General features: G+C 64.7%; 17 protein-coding genes and 1 pseudogene. 12 read left to right on the top strand and 6 right to left on the bottom strand.

Annotated elements, in window-relative coordinates:
* Positions 1 to 7: 7 nt before the first annotated feature.
* The 3 genes from QYQ99_RS19970 (at position 8) to mutS (ending at position 4,979) form a co-directional block, all read left to right on the top strand.
* Entirely contained in the window at positions 8 to 928 is a 921-nt protein-coding gene (locus QYQ99_RS19970) for an inositol monophosphatase family protein (protein ID WP_302089693.1), read from the top strand.
* A gap of 204 nt (positions 929 to 1,132) precedes the next feature.
* The gene (locus tag QYQ99_RS19965; RefSeq protein WP_302089692.1) at positions 1,133 to 2,206 is read left to right on the top strand and encodes a sterol desaturase family protein; all 1,074 of its coding nucleotides are present in this window, start codon (positions 1,133 to 1,135) and stop codon (positions 2,204 to 2,206) included.
* Positions 2,207 to 2,360: 154 nt separating this feature from the next.
* Positions 2,361 to 4,979 (top strand): DNA mismatch repair protein MutS, encoded by a 2,619-nt coding sequence (gene mutS / locus QYQ99_RS19960; protein WP_419145817.1) that lies wholly within the window; start codon positions 2,361 to 2,363, stop codon positions 4,977 to 4,979.
* Between the two features lie 85 nt (positions 4,980 to 5,064).
* Here mutS and QYQ99_RS19955 read toward each other — a convergent pair whose 3' ends face one another.
* Positions 5,065 to 6,990, bottom strand: coding sequence for a methyl-accepting chemotaxis protein (locus QYQ99_RS19955; RefSeq protein ID WP_302089691.1), 1,926 nt, complete (start codon positions 6,988 to 6,990; stop codon positions 5,065 to 5,067).
* A 273-nt stretch (positions 6,991 to 7,263) separates the two neighbouring features.
* On the opposite strand from QYQ99_RS19955, the gene QYQ99_RS19950 reads away from it, so the two are divergent.
* Together QYQ99_RS19950 and QYQ99_RS19945 are read left to right on the top strand one after the other, a co-directional pair.
* Positions 7,264 to 8,247 carry a proteasome-type protease gene (locus QYQ99_RS19950; protein ID WP_302089690.1) on the top strand — a complete coding sequence of 328 codons (984 nt, stop codon included), beginning with the start codon at positions 7,264 to 7,266 and terminating at the stop codon, positions 8,245 to 8,247.
* Between the two features lie 60 nt (positions 8,248 to 8,307).
* On the top strand, positions 8,308 to 9,183 hold the full coding sequence (locus QYQ99_RS19945; RefSeq protein WP_302089689.1) for an alpha/beta hydrolase: 876 nt from the start codon (positions 8,308 to 8,310) through the stop codon (positions 9,181 to 9,183).
* Positions 9,184 to 9,319: 136 nt separating this feature from the next.
* On the opposite strand, the gene QYQ99_RS19940 is transcribed toward QYQ99_RS19945, so the two are convergent.
* Entirely contained in the window at positions 9,320 to 10,144 is an 825-nt protein-coding gene (locus QYQ99_RS19940; protein WP_302089688.1) for an undecaprenyl-diphosphate phosphatase, read from the bottom strand.
* Between the two features lie 213 nt (positions 10,145 to 10,357).
* On the opposite strand from QYQ99_RS19940, the gene QYQ99_RS19935 reads away from it, so the two are divergent.
* Positions 10,358 to 10,636, top strand: a complete 279-nt coding sequence (locus tag QYQ99_RS19935; RefSeq protein ID WP_034369070.1) for a PsiF family protein — start codon at positions 10,358 to 10,360, stop codon at positions 10,634 to 10,636.
* A 176-nt stretch (positions 10,637 to 10,812) separates the two neighbouring features.
* Here the strand turns inward: QYQ99_RS19935 and QYQ99_RS19930 are convergent.
* A pseudogene (locus QYQ99_RS19930) lies at positions 10,813 to 11,453 on the bottom strand (PepSY-associated TM helix domain-containing protein); the annotation flags it as partial.
* Between the two features lie 173 nt (positions 11,454 to 11,626).
* Between QYQ99_RS19930 and QYQ99_RS19925 the strand changes: the two are divergent.
* Genes QYQ99_RS19925 through QYQ99_RS19910 form a run of 4 tightly spaced genes read left to right on the top strand, consistent with a single transcriptional unit; the run spans position 11,627 to position 14,262 of the window.
* Complete coding sequence (locus QYQ99_RS19925) at positions 11,627 to 12,031, top strand: DUF2306 domain-containing protein (protein ID WP_302089687.1); 405 nt, start codon at positions 11,627 to 11,629, stop codon at positions 12,029 to 12,031.
* A gap of 36 nt (positions 12,032 to 12,067) precedes the next feature.
* Entirely contained in the window at positions 12,068 to 12,352 is a 285-nt protein-coding gene (locus tag QYQ99_RS19920; protein ID WP_302089686.1) for a 2TM domain-containing protein, read from the top strand.
* A 24-nt stretch (positions 12,353 to 12,376) separates the two neighbouring features.
* Positions 12,377 to 13,450 carry a sensor histidine kinase gene (locus QYQ99_RS19915; RefSeq protein ID WP_302089685.1) on the top strand — a complete coding sequence of 358 codons (1,074 nt, stop codon included), beginning with the start codon at positions 12,377 to 12,379 and terminating at the stop codon, positions 13,448 to 13,450.
* On the top strand, positions 13,447 to 14,262 hold the full coding sequence (locus QYQ99_RS19910; RefSeq protein WP_302089684.1) for a LytR/AlgR family response regulator transcription factor: 816 nt from the start codon (positions 13,447 to 13,449) through the stop codon (positions 14,260 to 14,262). Before QYQ99_RS19915 ends, QYQ99_RS19910 begins: the two co-directional genes overlap by 4 nt.
* On the opposite strand, the gene QYQ99_RS19905 is transcribed toward QYQ99_RS19910, so the two are convergent.
* On the bottom strand, positions 14,249 to 14,920 hold the full coding sequence (locus QYQ99_RS19905; RefSeq protein ID WP_302089683.1) for an ABC transporter ATP-binding protein: 672 nt from the start codon (positions 14,918 to 14,920) through the stop codon (positions 14,249 to 14,251). The genes QYQ99_RS19910 and QYQ99_RS19905 overlap by 14 nt on opposite strands.
* 117 nt (positions 14,921 to 15,037) lie before the next feature.
* Between QYQ99_RS19905 and QYQ99_RS19900 the strand changes: the two genes are divergently transcribed.
* Complete coding sequence (locus tag QYQ99_RS19900) at positions 15,038 to 15,403, top strand: hypothetical protein (protein ID WP_302089682.1); 366 nt, start codon at positions 15,038 to 15,040, stop codon at positions 15,401 to 15,403.
* A gap of 77 nt (positions 15,404 to 15,480) precedes the next feature.
* Positions 15,481 to 15,999, top strand: a complete 519-nt coding sequence (locus QYQ99_RS19895) for an SRPBCC family protein (protein ID WP_302089681.1) — start codon at positions 15,481 to 15,483, stop codon at positions 15,997 to 15,999.
* Here QYQ99_RS19895 and QYQ99_RS19890 read toward each other — a convergent pair.
* Both QYQ99_RS19890 and QYQ99_RS19885 read right to left on the bottom strand, forming a co-directional pair.
* Positions 15,996 to 16,319 carry a hypothetical protein gene (locus QYQ99_RS19890; RefSeq protein ID WP_302089680.1) on the bottom strand — a complete coding sequence of 108 codons (324 nt, stop codon included), beginning with the start codon at positions 16,317 to 16,319 and terminating at the stop codon, positions 15,996 to 15,998. The genes QYQ99_RS19895 and QYQ99_RS19890 overlap by 4 nt on opposite strands.
* Before the next feature lie 63 nt (positions 16,320 to 16,382).
* Positions 16,383 to 17,972 (bottom strand): efflux transporter outer membrane subunit, encoded by a 1,590-nt coding sequence (locus tag QYQ99_RS19885; protein ID WP_302089679.1) that lies wholly within the window; start codon positions 17,970 to 17,972, stop codon positions 16,383 to 16,385.
* Position 17,973 lies beyond the last annotated feature (1 nt).

The following is a 17,973-nucleotide window of genomic DNA, read 5'->3' as shown; positions in this document are numbered from 1 at the left end:
ACAATTTATGTCGAACTCCCTGCACCCCATGCTCAACGTGGCCATCAAGGCTGCTCGCGCCGCTGGCGCCCTCATCAACCGTGCCGCACTGGATGTGGAATCGGTGCGCGTTGCGCAAAAGCAGGTAAACGACTTTGTGACCGAGGTAGACCAGGCCGCCGAGCGCGTCATCATTGAGACGCTGCTCAACGCCTACCCCCAGCACTCCATCCTGGCCGAAGAGTCGGGCAACGAACATGGCGCCAAGAACTCCGACCATGTCTGGATCATCGACCCCCTGGACGGCACCACCAACTTCATCCACGGCTTCCCCGTGTACTGCGTCAGCATCGCCCTGGCCTACAAGGGCAAGATCGAGCACGCCGTGGTCTATGACCCCAGCCGCAACGACCTGTTCACGGCTACCAAGGGCCGCGGTGCCTATCTGAACGAGCGCCGCATCCGCGTCTCCAAGCGCACCCAGCTGCGTGACTGCCTGATCTCCACCGGCTTCCCCTTCCGCCGTGGCGACAACTTCAAGCAATACATGCTGATGCTGGGCGAAGTCATGCAGCGCACGGCCGGCGTGCGTCGCCCCGGCTCTGCCGCGCTGGATCTGGCCTATGTGGCTGCCGGCTTTGCCGATGGTTTCTTTGAGTCCGGCCTGTCCATCTGGGACGTGGCTGCCGGTTCGCTGCTGGTGAGCGAAGCCGGTGGTCTGGTCGGCAACTTCACGGGCGAAGCCGACTTCCTGGAGCAAAAGGAAATTCTGGCCGCAGCGCCCCGCATCTATGGCGCACTGATCCCCGTGATCGGCAAGTTCAGCAAGTTCGCCACTGCCGGTGAAAAGGCTGCCGTGCGCCAGGCCGTGAAGTCTGACGAATTCGAAGTTCCCGCCGAAGAAGGTGCCGAGGCGGTGGCCGAAGAAGGTCAGAAGAGCGCAGAATAAAAAGGCGGTCGCCCCACGACTGCGCAAAGGGCCTGGTCCGGTGGACCGGGCCCTTTTTTATGCCGTCAGGCCGAGCCCAGGCAGTCCACACTCCCTGGGGGGCGCGTCCACCAACAGTGGACAAGTGTTGAGGGTGTACGTCTCTCCACAGAATCCACAAACTCCCGGTCCAGAATCTGCCCGACGATAAATGGGCACAACAATATGATGGACTTCTTCAGCCAGCACTGGACGCTGGCCATTGACTGGGTATCCGTGCATGCGGTGACTCCCGTGGTCAACGCACTCCATATTGCCGAGGCAGCGGGCGATCCGCGCGAGATTGCCGCCGGCATCCTGATCGCGCTGCTGCAACTGTTCCTCATTGGTGGCGTGATGCGGCCACTGGAGAGCCTGATCCCCGCCGAACGCTGGGCCGACCGCCGCCACACGTCGGTGGATCGCAACTACACCCTGCTGATGCTGCTGGGCCTGTTTCCGCTGTTCAGCTTTTTGATCCTCATGCCGGTCGCCCATATGCTGGGCGGCGGCCCGTCCACCTCGGAAGCCAGCGGCCTCAAGGCCTGGATGCCCTGGTTTGAAGACCACCCCTATGTATTGTTTGCCGTGTACTACGTGGTCTACGACCTCACGTATTACTGGATGCACCGCGCCCAGCACGTCATTCCCTGGTGGTGGGCCATGCACAGCATGCACCACAGCCAGCGCCAGATGAGCTGCTGGAGCAACGACCGCAGCAACTATCTGGACGGCATGCTGCAAAGCTTTGTGCTGGCCAGCGTAGGTCTGGCCATGGGGGTGGAGCCGTCGGAGTTCGCCATGCTGGGTCTGCTCAGCGAGCTGGTGCAGAACTTCTCCCATGCCAATGTAGCGCTGCGTCTGGGCTGGCTGGGCAAAATGGGCGAGCGCCTGCTGGTCGGCCCACGCTTTCACCGCAACCACCATATGCTGCGCGATGCCGAGCGCCCCGAGCGCCACAATTGCAACTTCGGCCAGGTTCTGCCCTGGTGGGATCAGTTGTTCGGCACAGCCCTCTATCACGACGAGGAGCTGCGCCCCACGGGCGTGAGTGACCCCGAGGTCGATGCCGACAACGAGCGCGGCCTGATCGCCATGCAGTGGTTCACCTTGAAGCGCTTCTGGGGAGCCTTCAGCTGCCGCGCGGGCTGGAGGCTGGGAGATGTGTCCTTCGGCCCGGGCTACCGCCCCATTCATGACGGCGATCAAGGCTCCGGCTCTCAATCCGGGCAGGGCGTGCAGACCGCCTCTGCCAAATAGCCAAAAAACAGCCATGCCCCCTGCTATTGGGCATCACGGATAATGCAGCATTCGGCGCCCGCCCAGCACCGGCGCGGCGCCCCCTGTATTGCATACCGCTGAAGCGATGACCCAGAAAAGCACAGAATCCCCGTCGCTGCCCTACTCCCCAGACATGACTGACCTCTCGGCACATACGCCGATGATGCAGCAGTACTTCAAGCTCAAAGCCGACTACCCAGACACGCTGGTGTTCTACCGCATGGGTGACTTTTACGAGCTGTTCTTTGGCGATGCCGAAAAAGTCACGCGCCTGCTGGACATCACGCTGACCTCGCGCGGTCAGACCGCCGGCCAGCCCATTCCCATGGCGGGCGTGCCTTTCCACGCCCTGGAAAACTATCTGGGCCGCCTGATCAAGATGGGCGAGTCGGTGGCGATCTGCGAGCAGGTCGGCGAGATCGGCGTGGGCAAGGGTCCGGTGGAGCGCAAGGTGGTGCGCGTGGTCACGCCCGGCACGCTGACGGACAGCGAACTGCTGTCCGACAAGAGCGAAGCCATTCTGGTGGCCGTGCACACCGCCGGTCGCCAGCGCGTGGGCCTGGCCTGGATGGCCGTGACCCAGGGCCGCATCCATATGGCCGAATGCGCGGCCGATGAACTCGGTGCCTGGCTGTCGCGCATTGCGCCCAGCGAGGTGATCTACAGCGCAGGCGTGACCGAGCGCTTCGAGCAGGCCTTGTTTGCCGTCAAGCACAGCAGCGCCATCAGCTGCCCTCTGTCCCCCCGCCCTGACTGGCAGTTTGACTCGGGTCTGGGCGAGCGCAAGCTGCTGGAGCTGCTGGGCGCGGCCAGCCTCAAGGCCTGGGAGGCCGAAGACCTGCCGCTGGCCCATGGAGCCAGTGCTGCCCTGCTGTCCTATGCCGAGCATACCCAGGGCCGCAACCTGACCCATATCCACGCCATCCAGGTGCAGCGCGACGACGAGCTGATTGCACTGCCGCTGGCTACGCGCCGCAATCTGGAGCTGGTCAAGACGCTGCGCGGCGAAGATTCGCCCACGCTGTTCTCTTTGCTGGACAGCTGCATGACCGGCATGGGCAGCCGCTTGCTCAAGACCTGGCTGCTGGAGCCCGAGCGCAATCGCAAGGCAGCCATGCAACGCCTGGAAGCGATTGGCGTGCTGCGCGGCACAGGTGCTGGCATGGCTCCCTGGCAGGCCCTGCGTGCCGAGCTCAAGGGCGTGAGCGATGTGGAGCGCATCACCGCCCGCATCGCCCTGCGCCAGGTGCGCCCGCGCGAGCTGGTGGGCCTGTCCAAAACGCTGGAAAAAGCGAAGCTGCTGGCGCAGTCCGGACAGACTCCATCGGCCTATCTGACGCAGATCTTCAGCGACCTGATGCCACCCGAAGGCTGCGCCGAGCTGCTGGCGCGTGCCATCATGGAAGAGCCCGCAGCCCTGGTGCGTGACGGCGGCGTGATCGCCACGGGCTTTGATGCCGAACTCGACGAGCTGCGCGCCATCCAGAACAACTGCGACGAGTTTCTGCTGGAGCTGGAGGCCAAGGAAAAGCTGCTCACCGGCATTCCCAACCTGCGCGTGCAGTTCAACAAGGTGCATGGCTTCTATATCGAGGTCACCAACAGCTACAAGGACGCGGTGCCCGAGCGTTTTCGCCGCCGCCAGACGCTCAAGAACGCCGAGCGCTACATCACGCCCGAACTCAAGGCCTTCGAGGACAAGGCCTTGTCGGCCCAGGAGCGAGCGCTGCAGCGCGAGAAGTTCCTGTTCGAGCAGATGCTCGACCAGCTTCAGCCCCATGTGCCACAGCTCACGCGCGTGGCCCAGGCCATTGCCGCACTGGACGTTCTGTGCACGCTGGCCGAGCGCTCTCTGACACTGAACTGGGCCGAGCCGCAGTTCGTCAGCCAGCCCTGCATAGAGATCGAGGCCGGCCGCCACCCCGTGGTGGAAGCACGCATGGCCGAGACCTCCAGCGGCAGCTTCATCGCCAACCACACGCGCATGAATCTCAACACGCGCATGCAGATCATTACCGGCCCGAACATGGGCGGTAAATCGACCTATATGCGCCAGGTGGCCTTGATCGTGCTGCTGGCCAGCATGGGCAGCTATGTGCCCGCCAGCGCTTGCCGCCTGGGGCCCATCGATGCCATCCACACGCGCATCGGCGCCGCCGACGACCTGGCCAACGCCCAGTCCACCTTCATGATGGAGATGACCGAGGCCGCGCAGATTCTGCATTCGGCCACGCCCCACTCCCTGGTGCTGATGGACGAGATCGGTCGCGGCACCAGCACCTTCGACGGACTGGCCCTGGCCAGCGGCATTGCCAGCCAGCTGCATGACAAGACCAAGGCGTTCACGCTGTTTGCCACGCACTACTTCGAGCTGACCGAGCTGCCCGCCAAGGCCAAGGCCGCCGTCAACGTGCATGTCAGTGCCGCAGAGTCGGGCAGCGACATCGTGTTTCTGCACGAGATCCAGGCCGGCCCCGCCAGCCGCAGCTACGGCATCCAGGTCGCCAAGCTCGCTGGCATGCCCGCAGGCGTTCTCAACCATGCGCGCCATGCGCTGGAAGCCCTCGAATCCCAGGCCGGCGAGAACGAGCTGCAGGTCAATCTGTTCGATGCACCGGAGCTTGTGGACGCCAGCGCCGCCCTCAGCCCGCTGGAGCAGGCCATGGCCGACGTCAACCCCGATGCGCTGAGCCCGCGCGAAGCGCTGGAAGTGCTCTACCAGCTCAAGAAACTGAGCACCAGCGCCACCTGAGAGCGTGTCTGCGCTCTAAGCCTTGCGCACTCACGCCCGGGCCTGATCTCTTCAGGCCCGGCTTGCGTTCAGGCCCGGCTTGCGCTCAGGCCTCCAGCAGCTGCGGCTGCCGCTCCTGCACGCACGGGCGGCTCTGGGGCTGCTCACCCAGCTTGAAGGCAGACACCTCGCCCATCAGACGTGCGGCCTGCTCGCGCAGGCTGACCGCCGCAGCGGCCGACTGCTCGACCAGAGCGGAGTTCTGCTGCGTGGCATCGTCCAGCCCGGCCACGGACTGATTGATCTCGGCGATGCCGCGCCCCTGGGTCTGCGAAGCATTGCTGATCTCCTCGATGATCCGCGTCACCCTGGCCACGGCGTCCAGCAGCTCCTGCATGGTGGCGCCCGCATGCGCCACCTGCTGCGATCCGCTGCCCACCTGGGTCACCGAGTCCGTGATGAGCTGGCGCACTTCCTTGGCAGCTTCGGCCGAGCGCTGAGCCAGGCTGCGCACCTCGGCCGCCACCACGGAAAAGCCCCGGCCCTGCTCGCCGGCACGCGCGGCCTCCACGGCTGCGTTCAGCGCCAGGATATTGGTCTGGAAGGCGATGGAGTCGATCACTGCGATGATGTCGGCAATCTTGCGCGACGCGTGGTTGATGCCCTCCATGGTCATCACCACCTGCTGGAAGGCCGCGCCGCCACGCTCGGCCACGCCGCGCGCCGACTGCGCCAGCTCGCCCGCGCTGCGCGTGGCCTCGGTATTGGACTGCACGCTGTCCGTGAGCACCGACAGCGATGCCGCCGTCTGCTGCAAGGCACTGGCCGCCTGCTCGGTGCGCTGGCTCAGGTCCTGGTTGCCCTGGGCTACCTCGGAGCTGGCCACGGAAATCGAATCGGCAGCCTGGCGTACGGCCCCGACCATGCGCTCCAGCGACGAGACAAAGCGGTTGAAGGCCGAGGCCAGCGCCCCCACCTCGTCATTGCTCTCCACCGGCATGCGACGGCTCAGGTCGCCATGACCGTCGGCAATCTCCTCCAGCATGCGCGCCGCGCGGCCAACGGGCGCCGCAATCGCCCGGCTCACCAGCCAGATCACCAGCAGGCCGATGCCGCCGCCCACCAGGCCGGCCACGGCCGAGGTCAGCGCAATGGTGCGCCGCACGCCGCCCAGCACCTGGGCCTCGGGCAGCTCGGCAATCACGTACAGGTCCAGCTCGGGCACGTAGGAGGAGGCAATCAGTTGGCGGCCCGAGGGCGCCTCGTACATGGCATGGGCAAAGCGCTCGCGGTTCAGCAACGCAGCGCTGAGATCGGCGCTGAAGCCGGGCCGGTCCTTGAGCCAGTGCTTGCCGTCCACCAGCGCCGGGTCGCGGTGCACGAGAATGCTGCCGTTGCCGCGCACCAGGGACACCGAGCCCGACTCGCCCACCTGGTAGGCGCGCACGGCCTGGGCCAGCTCATCCACCGACAGGCCCAGGCCCGCAATGCCCTGCCTGCCCTGGCCCGCATCGAAGCGGACATTGATGAACAGCATGTAGGCGTTGGAGCGGACGTCCTTGTCGATCTCCAGCACCTGCGACTTGTCGCCGGCCAGCAGCTCGTAGAACCATTGGTCGCCCTGGCCCTTGGGCGCGAGCTTGCGCACCGGCCCCTGCTCGCCGAAATACTGGCCCGTGGTGCCCGACACCCAGAACACCGATGAGGCCCCGGCCTGCTGCTTGACGGCCTGGGCGTATCTGGCCCAAGCGGCATTGCCGTCCTCGGGCTCGCCTGCGGCCTCCCAGTCCAGCACAAAGCTGTTGCCGGCCACTGATCTGGCCATGGCCAGCGGCGTGCCGATCTGGCGCAGTATGTCGTTGCGGATCTCCCCCACCACAGCCGGAAGCTCCTGCCCCACCACACGCTCGCGCAGGCTGGCGCCCGTCAGCACAAAACCCAGCGCCGTGGAAATCGCCACGAACAGCAGCAGGCAGGCCAGCATGCTGGACATGAGCTTGGTGCGTATCGACAGGTTGCGGAATGCGTGCATGGGAGTCCCTCTTCTGACCAGCTGTAAGCAAGTGTTCCATCAAGGGGCGGCATCTTCTCACGCATCCTGGGCGTGCAGCTCAGGGACTTCCTCAGCCAGGCCCCGCAGCCGTGCCTGGGCAGGGCATTGGCAACAGTTACAGGGCCGCCAACGGCACTATTAAAACCCTTCTAAAATCGCGTTGCAGCCTGCGTTTACAGCTATACATTCAGAAGCACTCGACGCTTGCTGCATCTGGTGTTCATACGTTTTTCATTATTGTCTCTATCACCCATGACATACTGCGTCGCCCTCAAGCTCAACGCCGGCCTGGTGTTTCTGTCCGACTCCCGCACCAATGCCGGACTCGACCAGATCAGCACCTTCCGCAAGGTCATGCTGTATGAGCAACCGGGCGAGCGCTTCATGGTGCTGCAGTCGGCCGGCAATCTGTCCATCACCCAGTCGGTGCGCGAGCTGCTGGAGAGCTTTCAGCTGCACGACACGACCACGGACGAGATGCTGACCATCTGGAATGTGCGCAGCATGTTCGATGCCGCGCGCGTGCTGGGCGCTGCCGTGCGCCATGTGCATGAGCGCGAGGCCACGGCGCTGCAGCGCGCCGGGGTGGACTTCAATGTCTCCATGATTTTTGGCGGCCAGATCCAGGGCGAGCGCATGCGCCTGTTCCAGGTCTATTCGGCGGGCAACTTCATCGAGGCCACGGGCGAGACGCCCTACTTCCAGATCGGCGAATCCAAGTACGGCAAGCCCGTGCTGGACCGCGTCATCACCTCCGAGACCCCGCTGGACGAAGCCGCCAAGTGCGCGCTGGTGTCCATGGACAGCACGCTCAAGTCCAACCTCTCGGTGGGCCTGCCGCTGGATCTGATCGTCTACGAGAACAACCGCTTCGCCACCGACCGCATTGTCTGCCTGGACGCCGACAACCCCTATCTGCGCATGCTGCACGACAGCTGGGGCGAGCGCCTGCGCCATGTCTTCGACAGCATCGACGATCCGGCCTGGGACGGCGGCCAGACCGATACGCCGATCCGCATTCACAGCCCGCGCGCCCATCCGCTGATCAAAGTGGGGGCACCCGTTGCAGAGCGCTCGGCCCACGGCCTGGGTGCAGGCAATATTCCGCCCGCCGCGCTGCGCCAGCCCGTGGTGCCGGCTCAGGCCGGCCTGAGCATGGCCGATGAATACCAGCGCCTGCAGACGGCAGAAGAGCAGGCGCGCATGCAAAGACAGGCAGGCCTGTCCAGGCGCTAAACTGATCGACACATCCAACGCCCCTTCGGGGCGTTTTTCCTGTCCAGCCCGTCCCGCGCCATGTCCCAGCCCACAGCCACCACCAGCACGACGAACACCCTGCCCGTGGTCTTCGCGCATGCCAACAGCTTTCCCATAGGCACCTATCGCCTGCTGTTTTCGCTGCTGCGCCAGCGCGGCATCGACGCCGGCGGCGTGCAGCGCTTCGGCCATGACCCCCGGCGCCCGGTCACCAACCACTGGCCGCATCTGGTGGACGAGCTGATCGAATACATCGAGCAGCAGGTCGAGCGGCACGGCCGGCCGGTCTATCTGGCGGGCCACTCGCTGGGCGGCATTCTGAGTTTTCAGGCCGCTTCCAAACGCCCCGATCTGGCGCGCGGCGTGCTGCTCATCGACTCGCCCCTGCTGGGCGGCTGGAAGGCGAACGCCGTGGGCCTGGCCAAGCAGACGCAGATCGTGGCCTCGGTCTCCCCCGGCAAGATCAGCCAGCGCCGGCGCACCACCTGGGCCAGCAACGAAGAGGCGCTGGAGTATTTCCGCGGCAAGAAGGCATTTGCCCAGTGGCACCCGCAGGTGCTGCAGGACTATGTGCAGCACGGTCTGGAGGACGACCAGGGCAAGCGCAGCCTGCTGTTCAGGCGCGAGGTGGAGACCGCCATCTACAACACCCTGCCCAGCAATCTCAACAACCAGCTCAGGCGTCACCCCGTGCGCTGCCCGGTGGCCTTCATCGGCGGTCGCTCGTCGGTGGAGATGCGCCAGGTGGGCATGGAGATGACGCAGCGCATCACCCGCGGGCGCATCACGATGCTGGACGGCGGCCATCTGTTTCCCATGGAGCGGCCCGAGGCCACAGCCGCCGCCATCGAGGCTTCGCTGCTCAATATGGAGCAGACCATTCTGCAGAAATCTACGCAAAGCACTCACAAATAAATAGCTTATTGCGCTTTACAGATAACGATTTCAGCATCAAAACAATCTGAAATTCAATCAGAACAAGCGCTGTTAGCTATTAAAAAAGCCGCTTGCAATCACGCAAGCGGCTTTTTTGCGGGCAGCGCCAAGGCACTCAATGGTGCCAGTCCACGATGCCGGTATAGGCCGTCACCAGCACGATGACGCCGAAAACGATGCGGTACCAGGCAAACGGCACAAAGCTGTTGGTGGAGATAAAGCGCAGCAGCCAGCGCACGCACAGCCAGGCGCTGATGAACGAGAAGATCAGGCCCACGGCAAACAGCGGCACATCCGCCATGGACAGCAGCGCACGCTCCTTGTAGAGGCTGTAGACGCCCGCGCCGATCAGCGTGGGCATGGCCAGGAAGAACGAGAAGTCGGTGGCCGCCTTGCGCGACAGGCCCATGAGCATGCCGCCGATGATGGTGGAGCCGCTGCGGCTGGTGCCGGGCACCAGGGCAAAGCACTGCACCAGGCCGACCTTGAGCGCATCGAGAGCCGTCATATCGTCCACCGACTGCACGCGGGTGGCGGCGGCGGGCCGCTTCTCGGCCCAGAGAATCACGAAGCCGCCAAGGATGAAGGTGGTCGCCACGATGACCGGCGTGAACAGATGCTCCTGCACATATTTGCCGAACAGCAGCGCCAGCACCACGGCAGGCAAGAAGCCGATGAGGACGTTGAGCGCGAACTTCTGCGCCTGGCGGCTGCTGGGCAGCTGCACCAGCGTGTCCCGGATCTTCTGCCAGTACACCAGCATCACGGCAAAGATGGCCCCGGTCTGGATCGCAATCTCAAACACCTTGGCCTTGCCACCGACAAAACCCATCAGCGAACCGGCCAGGATCAGGTGGCCGGTGGAGGAAATCGGCAAGAACTCGGTCAGCCCCTCCACAATGCCCATGATGGCGGCCTTGACCAGCAATAAAGTATCCACGCGAATCGTCCTTTGGATGCAGGGTTGAAGCAAAGCCGTCCATTATCCGCTCGCCATTTTCCCGATCGCGCTCACAAGACCTTTTCCGCCCGCCAATCGACAGACAATCGCAAACTTTTACAAGACATGGCTTGTGATGATGGGCAAAGTCACGCGCTTGTGCTGCAATAGCTACGCGCCGGTTGTCGGCGTTTTTTCAAAAATCACACCATCATGAAAAAATTTGTGGTCCTGGCTGTCGTGTCCCTGGCCTGCAGCATGAGCATGGCTGCCGGTGACAAACCCAAAACCGCCCAGCAGCAGTTGATGGGCACCTGCAACACCGAAGCCACCGGCAAGAAGGGCGATGAGCGCAAGGAGTTCATGAAGTCCTGCCTGTCCGACGGCAAAAAGCGCCAGCAGGAACGCATGAAGAGCTGCAACGCCGATGCGACCGGCAAAAAGGGCGACGAGCGCAAGGCCTTCATGAGCGAGTGCCTGAAGAAGGACTGAGCGGCCCGAGCCGCTTTGCCGACCTTCTCCTGCGCGGAGGCCAGGCCCGGCGTCATCGAGCCGGGTAGCGCCATTTTCGGCGCAATGCACAAAGCCACCGCAAGGTGGCTTTGTGGTTTCAGGCGGAGGCAGCCGCCGATGCCGTTCGCCGGGCACGGCGTTTTTTCCACCAGATTGGCCGTGGCAAAGCCGATCTTCGGTTCGATGAAGCTGCCCAAAGGTGCCGGCCTGAGCGTCTCGTAGGGGCCGGGCGTGGTGGTCGAGACCTTGCTCATCACGGGATAGAACACCTCGCGGTAGAGATTGATCGAGAACGAGGTAAAGGCCACGATGACGATCACGCCCCAGATCCACAGCGGTTGCTGCCCGCAATGGTGGGGCTGAGCAGGCTTTCATGCAGATGGCGCAGCCAGGGCATGAGATTGCGCCAGCTCAGGGCCAGGCTCCTGGAGTCGCGGTGGCCGGTGATGAGACCCGTCACCGGGTCCACAAACACCGCGTTGTAGCCCAGCACATGGGGCTTGCCCGTGCCCTGGTCCAGCAGCGGGCGCACCAGAAAGGAAGCCGCCTCGCCCTCGCGCAGGCCCAGGCTCATATAGGAGATCTCGACGCGCGCATCGGCTGCCTGCACGGCCTGGGCCAGTTGCAGCGGCGTCTGCAGCGGGCCGCGTCCCGGCGTGTGCCGCATGTCGGCGTTGAGCCAGTCGTCGATTTCATGATCCCACGAGAGCACTGCTCCCGTCAGACCGGTCATGACCAGGAAGGCCGCGAGAAACAGGCCGACCCAGCGATGAACCACGATCCACAGAGCTCGCATCAGAAGTCCACGCTGGCGGTCAGCGACTCCAAGCATTGAGCACAGTTTCAACCAGTACCCCACTCACACCTGTGAAGATGCAACTGGCTCCCGTGTTTGTTCACTTCGTCGCAAAGCGCTGGTCGGCAGCAGGTCCGGCTTGCACAGTCATGTGCAACCACCTGGAGCCAGCCATGCAACTCACGCCCTTGATTGCCTTTCACATGAGTTCCGCCATCGCGGCCACTCTTGCCGGAGCCATCGCCCTGTGGGCCAGGCGCCCGGCCGGAGCGCTGCCCTGGCTGCACACAATCGCAGGCTATGGCTTTGTGCTGCTCATGCTGGCCACCGCCATCTCCGCCTTGTTCATACGCGACTTCAAGCTGCCCAACTGGGCAGGCTTCACGCCCGTTCATCTGCTGATCCCCGTGACGCTGGGAGGCCTGGCGCTGTCTTTGTGGCATCTGGCCCATCGACGCATCGGCCAGCATCGCAGCGTCATGCGCAAGCTGTACTTCGGCAGCTGCGTCGTCGCGGGACTGTTCACGCTGCTTCCGGGCCGGCTGCTGGGCAATCTGCTGTGGCAGCAATTGGCCTGAAACCCGCCCTCATCCCAAGCACTACAAGGAAAAGACATGAACCCGATCTCTGAAGACGCTCTGCACCGGCAGGCACGCCGCCGCGCCGGCATGAAGCTGGGCTGGTATATCCACGCTGCGGTCTATGCCGCCGTGAATCTGGGCCTGATGGCCCTGGCTCTGAGCCAGGGACGGCACTGGGCCGTCTACCCGGCTCTGGGCTGGGGTCTGGGCCTGCTGATGCATGGCGCCGTGGTCTGGCTGCTGGCCCCCGGCAGTCCGCTTTTTCAGCGACTGCTGGAGCGCGAGCTGAAAACGCTGCAGCGCAGCGAAAAGCGCTAGATGCCAAGGCCCCCATCACCTACCATGCCCGTCATGTCCATGTTTGCGCTCGCGCCCCTCTTTCGCCATGCCGGCATCACCGTGGCGGCCTGTCTGCTGATCGCGGCAGCCCTGACGGCACTCGGCCAGGGCCTGTGGGATGTCAACCTTGCCTATTCGCTGGCCATCGGCCTGATCAGCTGGCTGAGCATCGATCTGCTCAGACTGCGCTGGCGCGAGTCCGACGACATTCCCTGGCCACGCGGCATGCGCGGCATGGCCCTGGTGCCGCTGGGGATTGCAGCAGGCATGGTTCTGGGCAATCCGCTGGGGCTCCTCTACGTTCAGCAGTTCCATCCCGAGCTGCCGGCCGCAGCCCGGCCCTCGCTATGGCTGCCGTTTGCCATCACCCTGGCGACCAGCATTGCCATGTCCTGGGGCTTTTATGTGGTGGGCAAATCGCGCCATCTGCAAATGCTGGCAGAGCAGGCCCAGCGCCAGGCCGCCCAAGCGCGGCTCAGCCTGCTGCAGGCCCAGCTGGAGCCGCATATGCTGTTCAACACCCTGGCCAATCTGCGCGTGCTGATCGCCACCGATGCACCGCGTGCCGAACAGATGCTCGACCATCTGATTGCCTACCTGCGCGCCACGCTTGCCGGCTCGCGCAGCGGCACCCACAGTCTTGCCAGCGAATTTGCCTTGCTAGCCGACTATCTGGCCCTGATGCAGATCCGCATGGGCGACAGGCTCACCTACTCCTTGACGCTGCCCGCTGATCTGGCCGAACTGCCCGTGCCGCCGCTTCTGCTGCAGCCGCTGGTGGAGAACAGCATTCGCCATGGGCTCGAACCCCAGCTGGCCGGCGGCCATATTGCCGTGCAGGCCGTCATGCAGGATGCGAGCCAGCTCCTGCTCAGTGTGCAGGACAATGGCCAGGGCCTGTCAGCGCCTTCAGGCCTGCCTCCTTCGGGCTCCGGCTCCGGCTCCGGCTTTGGCTTGGCGCAGATCCGGGAGCGCCTGGCCAGCCGCTACGGCAGCGCTGCCAGCCTGGAGTTGAGAGCCGATAGCGCAGGCGCAACCCGGGCCTGCATCGTATTACCCCTGAAGCCCCAGCCATGAACACCCGCCCACCGCGCGCCCTGATTGCCGAAGACGAACCGCTGCTGGCCTTGGCCTTGCAGCAGTTGCTGGGCCAGCTCTGGCCCCAGCTGCAGATCGAAGCCAGGGTGGCCGACGGCATCAGCGCCGTGCAGCAGGCGCTGGAGCGGCTGCCCGATCTGCTGTTCCTGGACATTCGCATGCCGGGCCAGACGGGGCTGGAAGCCGCCGCCGAAATCGCCGATGCCTGGCCTGAGGAGCAAGCGCTGCCGGCGATTGTCTTTGTCACCGCCTACGACCAGTACGCCCTGGCGGCCTTCGAGGCCTGCGCCATGGACTATGTGCTCAAGCCGGTGCAGGCAGCGCGCCTCGGCCAGACCGTGCAGCGCCTGCAGCAGTGGTGGCAGCAACGCCAGCCGGCGCAGGACACGGACCTTGCCATGCACAATCACCGTCAGCTCGAGCAGCTGCTCGGGCTGCAGCAGCAACTGCTGGGGCAGGGCCCCGCCGCGCTGCAGATCATTCAGGCCAGCGTCGGCAACCAGATCCATATGGTGAGGGTGCAGGACATCGTCTACCTCGAAGCCGCCGACAAATACCTGCGCGTGCTGACAGCCAGCCAGGAGTATCTGATCCGCACCCCGCTCAAGGATCTGCTGCCGCAACTGGACGCCCAGCAGTTCTGGCAAATCCATCGCGGCACCGTGGTGCGGGCGCAAGCCATTGCCAGCGCCCAGCGTGACGAGTCCGGGCGCCTGAGCCTGCTGCTGCGCGAGCGTCCCGAAAAGCTGGCCGTCAGCCGTCTCTACGCCACGCGCTTCAGGGCGATGTAGCCAGCTCCATCACATCCTCCCAGTCCACACCCTGCATCGCATCCCAATGCGCGACGATGACGCTGCGGGGCCGCGCCGGGTTCTTGAGCTCGGCCGCCATGGCAGCCAGCGCATGCTGCACATAACGCTCGGAGGGCTTGTCCAGCGCCGCCAGCGGCTCGTCGATCAGTACCAGCTCGGCGGCGCTGGCCCAGCCGGCTGCCATCCACAGCTTGCGCTGGGTGCCCGACGACAGGGCCAGCAGCGGCTTGTGCAAATGCGGCTCCAGCCCGAAGCCCTGCACATGCTGCTCGAACTGCTGCTGTGACCAATGCGGATACAGCGTGCGCTGCAGCGCCACCCAGCTTTGGACCGGCATATGGCTGTAGACATCGTTGAGCGGCTGGCGCGGGTCCTGCCAGAAGCAGGAGCTGGCAGCCAGACGGCCGTTGTCGGCGAACGGATAGTGCAGCAAGCCCATGCGCAGCGGCAACTGCCCGGCCAATGCCTTGAGCCAGCTGGTCTTGCCCGTGCCCTCATCGCCTTGCAGCAGGCACAGCCCGGCATGCCAGCAATGCGAGGCCTCCTGGGCCACAACGCGGCCGGGGTAGCCAAAGCTCACCTGCAGGGCCTGCACCATGCAGGGAGATTCGCAATCTTCATCGATATCAGAACTCATAGCTGACAACGCCTTGTAAATATAGGTTTACGGCTGTTTACTGCCCAAAAAGCCCACAGCCCTGCGCACGGCAAGGCCCAGGCACAATGGCGTCCCCTCAATAGCGCGCAATATGCCATGGCTCTGGATTATCTGGAATTCGATTACAGCGAAGATGAAGAAGGCACGGGCACCTGGGACGCCATGGCCAGCGTCAGGGCCGAGCGCGTGCCCGCTCTGGCAGGCGAAATCGAAGCCCTGCTGCTCTGGGCCAGCCGCAAGTTTGCGGGCCGCCAGGGCGCCGTGGAGGACGGCCATGACTGGGACTACGATCTACAGGCACAGGACGACGAGGGCCAGCCCCTGAACGCGCGCTTCGACAAGACCGCGGGCCGGCTGGAGCTGCAGGCCTCGGCCACGGGCCGCACCACGGTCAGCCTGTCTCTTTCGGGCTCCTCGCAGTTTGGCGCTGCACTGCGCCAGGCCTTCGATATCGAGGCCTGACGTCGGGGCCTGCAAGCGCTGCGCCTGATGCATCCAGTACACAATGAAAGCCCAGACGCGACTTGCAAAGGCATTTCATGACCGAGCGACTCTCTGCACCATTTGTCATCGAGCAATTCATCAAGGCTCCGCGCGAGCTGGTCTACGCGGCCTTCACGAAAGGCGAGCACCTGAGCCAGTGGATGCGCCCGCCCGGCATGGTGATGACGCAATGCGAAGTGGATGCACGCGAAGGCGGCAGCTTTCATTACGGCATGCGTGCCGAGGCCATGCCCCAGGCGGCTGCCATGTGGGGCAAATGGAGCTTCAGGGAGCTGAAAGCGCCCGAGCGCATGGTCGTCGTGGTGCAATTCAGCGATGCCGCCGGCGGCGTCACGCGCCACCCGATGGCGCCGCAATGGCCGCTCTATACCTTGTCGACCACCACACTCAGCGAGGAAGCCGGCGGCACGCGCATTCATCTGGAGTGGCGCGCCCTCAACGCCAGTGCCGTGGAAGAAGCAGTGTTCGACAGCTCGCACGCCAGCATGAACCTGGGCTGGAGCGGCAGCATGCAGCTGCTGGCCGGCTATCTGGCCAAGGTACAGGCCGCCTAGCGATCCATATCCTGGCGCTGCCTGGGCGGCTCGGCCGCATTCCTGCGACTGGCCCCGGCACGCCCGGCCTTGCTCCACTGATAGTCCACGCCGTCGGGCGTCTTGCCGTCCTCGACCGCAGACACGCCCACAGGCCCGACCATATCGCGCAGCTCCGACGAAATCACCACATGGGCATGGCGCTCGTCCTTGCGCAGCTGCTGGCACAGGGCCAGCGCCTCGCTCATCTGCGCATCGCAGAAGGCCCGGCATTGCGGCTGCCAGACCGGTGTCTGGCCCTCGGGCTCGGAATTGCGCAGGTAGAAAACAGCAATGCTCATGGTTTGATCTTCACAACAACAGAGCCACGGTTGTAACCCAGACCACAAGCCTGCACGGCGCGCTCACTCTTTGCGCAGCCCCGCATCCAGCGGCTCCCAGCGCCCTGCCACATTCTTGAGCAAGGTGTTCACGGCCGTCAGCCTGCGGTTTCTGACGCTGTTGAGGCTGTTCTGGGCGCTGAGCACCGTCGTCTGGGCCGAGAGCACGTTCAGATAGGCCACGATGCCGGCCTGGTACTGGTTGTTGGCCACGGTCAGCGACTTCTGCGCTGCGGCCAGGGCCTCGGTCTGCACCTGCTCCTCCTGAGCCAGATTGACGGCGGCAACCAGGTTGTCCTCCACCTCCTGCAGCGCCGTCAGCACGGTCTGCTTGTAGGTGGCGGCATTCAGGTCCAGCGTGGCACGGGCCGACTCCACGGCCGCCGAACGCGCGCCGCCGTCAAACAGACTCATGGCCAGCGCCGGGCCCAGCGACCAGAACAGGTTCGGCGCATTGAGCAGATCGGAGAGCACGGAGTTGCGGTAGCCGGCCGATGCCGACAGCGTCAGCGACGGGAAATAGGCCGCACGCGCCACGCCGATCTGCGCATTGGCCATGGCCACGCGGCGCTCGGCGGCAGCGATGTCGGGGCGCCTCTCCAGCAAGGTGGATGCCAGCATCTCGGGCACCGCAGGCGGCGTCGGCAGGCGGCCGGTCACCGGTAGGCTGAAATTGGCCGGAGCCTTGCCCAGCAAGGCCGCCAGCGCATGCTCGTACTGAGCGCGCGTGATCCTGGCATCCAGCAGGCTGGCCTGTGTGCTCTTGTACTGGGACTGGGCCTGTGCCACATCGGCCGAAGACACCACGCCCGCCTGGTAGCGATTCTGCGTGAGCTTGAGGCTTTGCTCGTAGGCCTGGAGGCTCTCCTGCAGATACGTCATCTGCGCCTCGGCGGCACGCAGCGAGAAATAGGTCTGGGCCACCGATGCCTGGGCCGAGAGGCGGGCCGCAGCCAGATCGTCGGCACTGGCCTGGGCCGAAGCGCGGCTGGCGTCCACCGCGCCCGAGAGCTTGCCCCAGAGATCCAGCTCCCAGCTGGCGTTCAGGCCCAGCGAGAAGGTGTTGTTGATGCTGCCGCTGCGCGCCACGTTCTCGCCGTTGGTGTTGCTGTAGGTGCCGCCGCCGGTCAAGGCACGCGAGCCGCTGCCCGTGGTGCCGAGCGTGGGCAATTGCGCGGCGCGGCTGCTGGCAACGGCGGCCTGGGCCGAGCGCAGACGGGCCACGGCCTGCTCCACGCTGGGATTGCCTGCGGCTGCCGCTTGCTGCAGCTGATCCAGCGTGCTGTCGCCATATACCGTCCACCACTGCTCGGGCACTGCGGTGCCCGGGCTGGCCGCCGAACTCTGCGCCGGCTGCCAGACGCCGAACTGCGCGGCCTCGGGCGTGGCCTCCTTGAACCGGGCCGGCACATCGAGCCGGGGCGGCTGATAGACGGGCTGGGTGGAACAGGCCACCAGCGCCAGCGCCGTAAAAAGCGTCACTGTCGGCGGCATTAGACGCGGCATCCAGCGGGGCAGCGCCCCGGGAGAATTCTTCATAAAAGTGAGCTTCTTACGCTTACCCTGATTGGGGTTGAAGCCGATTTGATTCAAAAACTGTGCGGGCATATTCATC

It is taken from the genome of Comamonas testosteroni (assembly GCF_030505195.1).
GTDB lineage: Bacteria > Pseudomonadota > Gammaproteobacteria > Burkholderiales > Burkholderiaceae_C > Comamonas > Comamonas testosteroni_G.
This window is presented reverse-complemented; position numbering and strand designations above follow the sequence as displayed.